This window comes from Acinetobacter sp. V2, from assembly GCF_001188385.1.
Taxonomy (GTDB): Bacteria; Pseudomonadota; Gammaproteobacteria; order Pseudomonadales; family Moraxellaceae; genus Acinetobacter; species Acinetobacter oleivorans.
Map to the genome: position 1 here is coordinate 25,615 of NZ_JZFB01000007.1, position 9,334 is coordinate 34,948.

At 43.5% G+C, this 9,334-nt stretch carries 9 protein-coding genes; 8 read left to right on the forward strand and 1 reads right to left on the reverse strand.

All coding sequences use genetic code 11. The features are described from left to right. On the forward strand, positions 1-508 hold a 508-nt coding region (locus tag UC75_RS16635), incomplete at its 5' end, for an amino acid permease (protein ID WP_128825330.1). 57 nt (positions 509-565) lie between these two features. On the opposite strand, the gene UC75_RS16640 is transcribed toward UC75_RS16635, so the two are convergent. Then, complete coding sequence (locus UC75_RS16640) at positions 566-1,447, reverse strand: LysR family transcriptional regulator (RefSeq protein ID WP_049838222.1); 882 nt, start codon at positions 1,445-1,447, stop codon at positions 566-568. Between the two features lie 166 nt (positions 1,448-1,613). Here UC75_RS16640 and UC75_RS16645 point away from each other — a divergent pair, with 166 nt between their 5' ends. The 7 genes from UC75_RS16645 to UC75_RS22160 form a co-directional block, all read left to right on the forward strand. Continuing rightward, positions 1,614-3,131 carry a CoA-acylating methylmalonate-semialdehyde dehydrogenase gene (locus UC75_RS16645; RefSeq protein WP_005309086.1) on the forward strand — a complete coding sequence of 506 codons (1,518 nt, stop codon included), beginning with the start codon at positions 1,614-1,616 and terminating at the stop codon, positions 3,129-3,131. Between the two features lie 11 nt (positions 3,132-3,142). Next, a complete protein-coding gene (gene mmsB / locus UC75_RS16650) occupies positions 3,143-4,033 on the forward strand; it encodes a 3-hydroxyisobutyrate dehydrogenase (RefSeq protein ID WP_049838223.1) in 891 nt (296 codons plus the stop codon). A 77-nt stretch (positions 4,034-4,110) separates the two neighbouring features. Next, complete coding sequence (locus tag UC75_RS16655) at positions 4,111-5,760, forward strand: AMP-binding protein (protein WP_049838224.1); 1,650 nt, start codon at positions 4,111-4,113, stop codon at positions 5,758-5,760. An 11-nt stretch (positions 5,761-5,771) separates the two neighbouring features. Continuing rightward, positions 5,772-6,899, forward strand: a complete 1,128-nt coding sequence (locus tag UC75_RS16660; RefSeq protein WP_049838225.1) for an acyl-CoA dehydrogenase family protein — start codon at positions 5,772-5,774, stop codon at positions 6,897-6,899. A 21-nt stretch (positions 6,900-6,920) separates the two neighbouring features. Further along, positions 6,921-7,694 (forward strand): enoyl-CoA hydratase, encoded by a 774-nt coding sequence (locus UC75_RS16665; RefSeq protein ID WP_046813271.1) that lies wholly within the window; start codon positions 6,921-6,923, stop codon positions 7,692-7,694. 12 nt (positions 7,695-7,706) lie between these two features. After that, a complete protein-coding gene (locus UC75_RS16670) occupies positions 7,707-8,732 on the forward strand; it encodes an enoyl-CoA hydratase/isomerase family protein (protein ID WP_049838226.1) in 1,026 nt (341 codons plus the stop codon). A gap of 120 nt (positions 8,733-8,852) precedes the next feature. Then, positions 8,853-9,334: MFS transporter (locus UC75_RS22160; protein ID WP_228137453.1), on the forward strand; the 482-nt coding region annotated here is incomplete at its 3' end.

The following is a 9,334-nucleotide window of genomic DNA, read 5'->3' on the forward strand; positions in this document are numbered from 1 at the left end:
AGTGATGTCTTCAATGAACAGTGGTGTGTTTTCAACCAGTCGTATGCTGTTCGGTTTATCGAAAGATGGTCAGGCGCCAAGTGCATTGGGGCGTTTATCAAAACGTGCAGTACCTTCAAATGGTTTAATCTTCTCATGTATTTTCATTATGGGTGGGGCAGTGCTTCAGTACTTTGTTCCAAACACGATGGAAGCATTTACTTTGGCAAGTTCACTTTGTGTGATTCTCTTTATTAGTGTATGGCTTCTGATCATGGCATGCTATTTACGTTACCGTAAGTTGAGTCCAGAGTTACATGCTAAATCGACTTTTAAAATGCCGGGCGGGGTGTTGATGGCGTATGTTGTCATTGCATTCTTCTTGTTCACTTTAGTGATTTTGGCACTAGAGCCAGATACTTTGAAAGCACTCTATGTTAGTCCATTATGGCTAGTTGTTTTAGGCGTTAGCTATCATGTGTTTTATAAACCACGCATGAAAAAACTAGGCCAAGAAAGTTTTGATTAATTATTACTAATTTCAAAAAAGCCAATCATCTGTGATTGGCTTTTTTATTTACACTCTCTAATCAACCAACAAATGCTGATATTTATCGGCTTGTTTACGCAAATAGTCCCAAACTAACTTAATGCGTGGTTCATGTTGTAAATCAACAAAAGTCAGCATCCAGAAGGTATGAGTAAAGCGAACTTGCTGCTCTAAAACGACGTCTAGTTCTGGTTTATCATCTGCTAAAAACTTGGGTAAAATCGCAAGTCCTGCGCCTGCACTCACTGCAATTTGTTGGGCCAAAATACTGCTGCTACGGAAGTTGGCATTAAGCTTTAAGGGTAAACGTTCTAAACAGTACAGCTCGGGGCTATACACCAGATCATCAATATAGTTCACAAAGCGGTGTTGGGTTAAATCTTCTAAACCACGAATAGGTGGGGTTTGCGCTAGATAGTTTTGGCTGCCATAAATTTTTAAGCAGTAGTCTGATAACCGCGTAATGATGTAAGGTCCGGACGTTGGACGGTCAATTGACACCACAATGTCTGCCTCACGGTGGGAAAGCTTAATCATTTTAGGCACTGGAATCAGGTCGATGGTGAGTAGTGGATATTGAATAGAGAACTCAGCCAGTAAACGGGCTAAAAACGCAGTTCCAAAACCTTCAGGTGTGCCAATTCGCACACGACCTTGCAAAGGTTGATGTGGTTTTTCAATTTGTAAGAAAGCTTGTTCCATTTGCTCAACTCGAGGAACAAGTGCCATCCCTTCGAGTGTCAACTCATAACCAGTCGCTTCACGCTTAAACAGCGTTGTACCCAAAGCAAGTTCTAGGGCCTGAATCCGTCTAGCCACTGTACTGTGTTCGACACCAATAATCCGCGCAGCGTTGGTCAGCGTTTTAGTCCGAGCTAAAACCAGAAAAAAATGTAGATGATCCCAATCCACTTTCATTTTTGTTGTAATCCTTGTGCATATTTGCACAACAATCGTGCATGAATTTCCGTTGGTGGTCAAAGTTTTCTTTGTTAGTCTCAATTGAAACTGAAATAAAGAAAATATGATCAAAAAGTATTTTCTAATAATTGAACACAATAAAAATACGGCCTACGGAGAGGTTATGAACACAATCCAAAAAATCGAATTGGAAACCGCTAAATTACTCATTAACGGAAATTTTATCGAATCTGAAACACAGGAATGGCAAGACATTGTTAACCCTGCAACTCAGGAAGTGATTGGTCGTGTACCATTTGCAACGGTTAAAGAAGTTGACGCTGCTATTCAAGCTGCACAAGATGCTTTTGCTTCTTGGCGTCAGACCCCAATTCAGGCACGTATGCGCATCATGCTTAAGTTACAAGACTTGATCCGTGCCAACATGAAAGAAATTGCACAAGTACTAACGGCTGAACAAGGCAAAACCTTGGCAGATGCAGAAGGTGATATTCAACGTGGTTTAGAAGTGGTTGAACATGCTTGTTCGATCGGCACTTTGCAAATGGGTGAATACGTTGAAGGTGTTGCGCGTGGTGTAGACACTTACACATTGCAGCAACCTTTGGGTGTCTGTGCGGGTATTACGCCGTTTAACTTCCCTGCCATGATTCCACTTTGGATGTTCCCAATGGCAATCGTGTGTGGCAATACCTTTGTTTTAAAACCATCAGAACAAGATCCGTTATCAACCATGATGTTGGTTGAACTTGCGATCCAAGCTGGTGTTCCAGCAGGTGTGTTGAACGTTGTGCATGGCGGTAAAGAAGTGGTTGACCGCTTGTGTACGCACAAAGACATTAAAGCGATTTCATTTGTAGGCTCAACTGCGGTTGGAACGCATGTTTATAACCTTGCAGGACAACATGGCAAACGCGTGCAGTCGATGATGGGTGCAAAAAATCATGTGGCTGTTATGCCAGATGCCAATAAAGAGCAAACCTTAAATGCCTTGGTCGGTGCAGCATTTGGTGCAGCGGGGCAACGCTGTATGGCATTGTCGGTTGCGGTCATGGTGGGTGAAAGTAAACAGTGGATTCAAGAGTTAGTTGAAAAAGCTAAAACTTTAAAAGTAAACGCAGGCCATGAGCCAAATACTGACATTGGCCCAGTCATTTCAAAACGTGCTAAAGCGCGTGTGCTTGATTTAATTAATAGCGGTGTTGAGCAAGGGGCAGAGTTGTTACTCGATGGCCGTGATGTTCAAGTCCAAGGCTATGAATCGGGCAACTTTGTCGGCGCGACGATTTTTAGCGGCGTAAATACCGACATGCGTATTTATAAAGAAGAAGTCTTTGGCCCTGTACTTTCCATTATTTGTGTAGATACCCTTGAGGAAGCGATTGCTCTTATCAATGCTAACCCATTTGGTAATGGTGTAGGTCTATTCACACAAAGTGGCGCGATTGCACGTACTTTCCAAAACTTAATTGATGTTGGTCAAGTTGGTATCAATATTCCAATTCCTGTGCCAGTGCCTTTCTTTAGTTTTACCGGTTCAAGAGGTTCAAAACTTGGTGATTTGGGACCATATGGCAAACAAGCTGTGCAGTTCTATACCCAAACTAAAACCATTACCAGCCGTTGGTTTGAAGATAGCCATGAAGTTGGCGGTGTAAATACAACCATTAGTTTACGTTAAGGGGATCACGGATGAATATCGCCTTTATCGGTCTAGGAAATATGGGCGGCAGAATGGCCCATAACCTACTTAAAGCCGGAATCAAAGTTTATGGTTATGACCTCAGTGAAGTTGCTATTCAGCACTTCGCCGAGGCAGGTGGCGTAGTCTGCGACAGCCCGCAGGCAGCAGCAAAACAAGCTGATGTAGTCATTACCATGTTGCCTGCAGCAAAGCATGTTAAAGAAGTTTACTTGGGTGAAAATGGTGTTTTAGAGGTGCTAAAAGCAGGTAGCTTATGCATTGATAGCAGTACCATTGACCCGCAAACCATTAAAGACATTGCTGCTGTTGCACAGGGTAAAAATATTAAAATCTGTGATGCGCCAGTTTCAGGTGGAACCATTGGTGCTCAGGCAGGAACTCTAACCTTCATGGTGGGTGCCGATGATCAAACCTTTAACGACGTGAAGCCTGTACTTAGTTACATGGGCAAAAATATTGTTCACTGTGGTGATGTGGGTGCAGGTCAAATTGCCAAAATCTGCAACAACCTGATTTTAGGTATTTCAATGGCCGCTGTTGCTGAAGGTATGGCACTCGGTGTAAAGCTGGGCATCGACCCACAAGCATTGGCAGGTGTCATTAACACCTCAAGCGGTCGTTGTTGGAGTTCGGATGTGTGTAACCCATGGCCGCATATTAATGAAAATGCGCCAGCATCTCGAGGCTACCAAGACGGCTTTGCGACTCAACTGATGCTGAAAGATTTAGGACTTGCTGTAGAGGCCGCGGGCCAAGTCAAACAGCCAGTTGTATTAGGTGGGATAGTGCAGCAGCTCTATCAGCAAATGTGCATGCGCGGGAATGCCAATCTCGATTTTTCGAGCATTATTCAGCAATACCTGCCGCAAGAAGCGTAACGGTAAAGCCAAAGGATGGCTTTAAACACATTAAACCCTGTCGTGAATAACAACAAATCCGGACTGAGGGAAAAGATATGATGGATTATCAAAATGCTGCACAGACTTTCGATTTGGAAAGTACTGCAAAACAGATGTTATCAGGTTCACTTGATGCCTTAAATGCTTGTTATGAATGCTGTGATCGACATGCCGATGGCGACAAAATTGCGCTGTATTGGCAAGGAAAAGATGGACGAAAAGAGCAATATACCTTCCGTGAATTAAAAGAATGGTCGAGTCAGTTTGCTAACTTTTTAAAATCACAAGGTGTGAAAGCGGGTGACCGTATTTCAGGTCTATTACCAAGAACACCTGAACTGATCGTGACGATTTTTGCAGCTTGGCGAATTGGTGCCGTCTATCAACCACTATTTACTGCGTTTGGTCCAAAAGCGATTGAGCACCGTATTCAGCTTGCACAAAGTAAGCTGGTGGTGACTGATATGGGCAACCGTAGCAAGCTTGATGAAATTGAAAATTGCCCTGCAATTGTGACGGTGGCCGACGCACAAGGTACTCCGCTTAAAGTCGGCGATTTTAACTTTTGGAATGAAGTGAAGCAGCAGTCCGATCAATGTGATCTGGTGATGCGTAGCATTCAAGATCCTTTCTTGCTCATGTTTACTTCAGGTACTACAGGCCCTGCTAAACCATTGGAAGTGCCTTTAAAAGCACTGATTGCCTTTGGTCGATATATGCAAGATGCCATTGGTTTAACCGAAGAAGATTCATTCTGGAATATTGCCGATCCAGGTTGGGCATATGGCCTGTACTACGCGATTACTGGGCCGTTATTCTTGGGTCACGCTACTTTGTTCTATGAAGGTGGCTTTAGCACAGATAGCCTATGCCAAATTGTGAAAGATTATAAGGTTAACAACTTGGCAGGTGCACCAACGGCTTACCGCATGATGATGGCGGCAGATCCAGCACAAATGGCGCCGTTAAAAGGTCAGTTCCGTGTGGTGAGCAGCGCAGGCGAGCCGCTTAACCCAGAAGTGATTCGCTGGTTTAAACAATTCCTTGATGCTCCAATTTATGATCATTATGGGCAAACTGAAGTAGGCATGGTGGTGTGTAATCATCATGGTTTAAAACATGAAATTCATGCCGGTTCAGCAGGTTTCCCAAGTCCGGGCTACCGTGTTGCGATTGTCAATGAGCAAGGTGAAGAGCTTCCAGCGGACACCCCAGGAATTTTAGCGGTCGACATTAGCCAGTCTCCAATGATGTGGTTTGGTGGCTATAAAGAAAGCCGTAAATCGCCATTTGTTGGTCATTACTACTTAACGGGCGACACTGCCGAGTTGCATGCCGATGGCAGCATGAGCTTTGTTGGCCGTAGTGATGATGTGATCACCACATCGGGCTATCGGATTGGGCCATTCGATGTAGAAAGTGCTTTGCTTGAACATGATGCAGTGGTTGAGGCCGCAGTGATTGGTGTGCCTGACCCAGACCGTACCGAAGTGGTTAAGGCATTTGTAATTTTAGCTACGGATGCTCAACCTTCAGATGCACTTGCTGAACAACTCAGCCAATTTGTTAAAAGACGACTTTCTGCACATGCGTACCCACGTTTAGTTGAATTTGTGAGTGAATTACCTAAAACTCCAAGTGGTAAAATTCAGCGCTTTTTATTGCGTAATCAAGAAATTGCTAAACAACAAGCTAAAGCAGGGTAAAGGAAATAACAATGCAATTTACCGAAGAACAATTACTCATTCGTGATATGGCGAAAAGTTTCGCCCAAGAACAAATTAAGCCTCATGCCAGCGATTGGGATCGAGACGGGACTTTCCCGAAAGGAACCTTGGCTCAAATGGGGCAACTCGGTTTTATGGGTATGCTTGTTTCAGAGCAATGGGGTGGTTCTGACACGGGTAACTTAGCCTATGTACTAGCCCTCGAAGAAGTGGCAGCAGCAGATGGCGCAACCTCAACCATCATGAGTGTACATAACTCGGTTGGCTGTGTGCCTATTTTAAAATTTGGTACCGATGAGCAAAAAAAGCGTTTTTTAAAACCTTTGGCGCAAGGTGAAATGATCGGTGCTTTTGCTTTAACCGAACCACATACTGGCTCAGATGCGGCAGCTCTTAAAACCCGAGCGGTGAAAGATGGCGACGATTACATTTTAAATGGTGCCAAGCAGTTTATTACCTCGGGTGATAATGCAGGTGTCATCATTGTGTTTGCAGTGACCGATCCGAGCGCGGGTAAAAAGGGTATTAGTGCCTTTTTAGTTCCACGCGAAACACCAGGTTACGAAGTGATTCGTGTTGAAGAAAAACTCGGTCTGCATGCTTCAGATACGTGTCAGATTGCTCTGACCGATGTGCGTATTCATAAAAGCCTCATGCTTGGCAAAGAAGGTGAGGGCCTGAAAATCGCTCTTGCCAATTTAGAAGGTGGTCGTATTGGTATTGCTGCGCAGGCAGTCGGTTTAGCACGTGCGGCGCTCGAAGAAGCGACTCGTTATGCCAAAGAGCGTATTACTTTTGGAAAACCAATTTTTGAGCATCAAACCATCGCGTTTCGCCTTGCTAGCATGGCAACTGAAATTGAAGCAGCGAGACAACTGGTTCACTACGCTGCGCGTTTAAAAGAAGCAGGTCAACCGTGTCTCAATGAAGCTTCAATGGCCAAGTTATTTGCTTCAGAAATGACTGAGCGTGTGTGCTCGAGTGCGCTACAAGTGTTTGGTGGCTATGGCTATCTCAGAGATTTTCCAATTGAACGTATTTATCGTGATGCGCGTATTTGTCAAATTTACGAAGGCACAAGTGATATCCAACGTTTAGTGATTGCACGTAGTCTATAAAATCAGAACAAGGAATAAATAATGCAGTGGCAAAGTATTTTATTAGAAAAGCGTAATGGGGTTGGATTGATTACATTAAATCGCCCTCAAGCGCTCAATGCTTTAAACAGCGAATTAATTAGTGAAATTAATCAGGCATTAGATCAGCTCGAAAAAGACCGCGAAATTGGTTGCATGGTATTGGCAGGTTCTGAAAAAGCTTTTGCCGCAGGTGCAGACATTAAAGAAATGGCTGATTTGGCATTTCCAGATATTTATTTTGATGACTTTTTTCATCTTGCAGACCGTATCGCACAGCGCCGTAAACCTCTAATTGCTGCTGTTAGCGGCTATGCGTTAGGTGGTGGCTGTGAATTGGCGCTGATGTGTGACTTTATTTATTGTGCTGACAACGCCAAGTTTGGCTTACCTGAAGTCACCTTAGGGGTAATTCCGGGTATTGGTGGCACACAACGCTTAACCCATGCCATTGGTAAAGCCAAAGCAATGGAAATGTGTTTTACCGCTCGTCAAATGGGCGCTGTAGAAGCAGAGCAAAGTGGTTTAGTCGCACGTGTGTTTAGCAAAGAAGAATTACTTGAACAAACCTTGCAAGCAGCTGAAAAAATTGCGGCACGATCTTTAACTGCAAACATGATGCTTAAAGAAACCATCAACCGAGCTTTTGAAGTAAACCTCACAGAAGGCTTACGTTTTGAAAGACGTATGTTCCATTCAATATTTGCAACATTTGACCAAAAAGAAGGAATGCAGGCATTCGTTGAAAAACGAAAGCCAAATTTTAAAAATCAATAAGAGATCAATAAAATGAATACAGAAAATCACTTAATGATTGAGCGACAAGGTAAGCTTGGCGTGATTACCTTAGACCGTGTGACTCATCTCAATGCATTGTCGCTAGATATGATCAAAAGTATTGGTGCCCAATTGGAACTGTGGCGAAATGATGCTGCTATTCAGGCCGTTTTAATCAAATCAAATAGCCCAAAAGCCTTCTGTGCAGGTGGTGATATTCGCTATCTCTATGACAGTTATAAAAATGGCACGGCCGACTACAAAGGCTACTTTAGTGCCGAATATAAAATGTTGAATGTACTGCGTGAATATGCAAAGCCAGTCATTGTTATGCTTGATGGCTATGTATTAGGTGGCGGTTTTGGCTTGGCTCAGGCTTGTCACATTGTGGTAAGCAGCGAAAAGTCTAGATTTGCTATGCCTGAAACAGCGATTGGTTTCTTCCCAGACGTTGGTGCAACACATTTCCTGTCTCGTCTTGATGACATTGGTGTTTATATGGCCATTACGGGTGAGCAGATCAGCAGTAGTGATGCGCTTTACCTCGATTTAATTGACTACCATGTGCCAAGCGAGCAGTTACAAGCTTTGCAAGATGCTCTCGTTGAAGCACCAAGTTTAAGCAAAGAGGGAATTGAACGCATCATTACCCGATTTATTACTCGCCCTGCCGAAAGTGAACTCAAACAATTGGCAGAAGGTATTCGTAAACACTTTGGTTATCAGCATTTAGATGAAATTGAGCAAAGCCTTGAAAATGAACAAGATGAAAGTTTAAAAACTTGGGCAAGTAAGATGCTCAGTATTTTGCAGCAGCGTTCATTTATAGCCAAACAGACCAGTTTGAAACTGCAACATTTAGGCCGTGGGCTTTCTTTACCACAGTGTATGCAGCTTGAACGTGATTTACAGGATATCTGGTTTGAGCATGGTGACTTTATTGAAGGTGTCCGTGCTCTCATTGTTGATAAAGACAAACAACCACAGTGGCAAGAACGTAATTCGAAATTTGAGCCAATTTTAGAAAAATTGAGCTAAACCGCATTACAAAAACATAAAAAGCTTAAGGAGATAAAGCGAGACCTGAAAATGCTTATGGTCAGGGCTGGTCATAAGCATAAAAAAGATAAAACAAAAAAATCTAAAAAGGATATTACGATGCAAACAGTACATGGAAACGGTTCAAATACTAAAAAGTCGTCACATCGATTAGCAGGCATCTCTAGCATGGTCGGTACCACGATTGAGTGGTATGACTTTTTTATTTATGGTGCGGCAGCAGCGCTCATTTTTAATAAGCTATTTTTCCCAAATCTGGATGCCCTTACGGGTGTGCTTGCTGCATTTGCCACCTATGCTGTTGGGTTTATTGGGCGACCATTAGGCGGCTTAGTCTTTGGTCACTTTGGTGACAAGATTGGCCGTAAATCGATGTTGCTACTGACCTTGATGCTCATGGGGATCCCAACCGTACTGATTGGCTTATTACCGACTTACGAATCAATTGGTTATTGGGCTGCAATTTGTTTGGTTGTCTTACGATTCATTCAAGGGATGGCAATGGGCGGTGAATGGGGCGGTGCTGTGCTCATGGCCGTTGAACATGCACCAGAAGGCGGTAAAGGGTTTTGGGGAAGTTT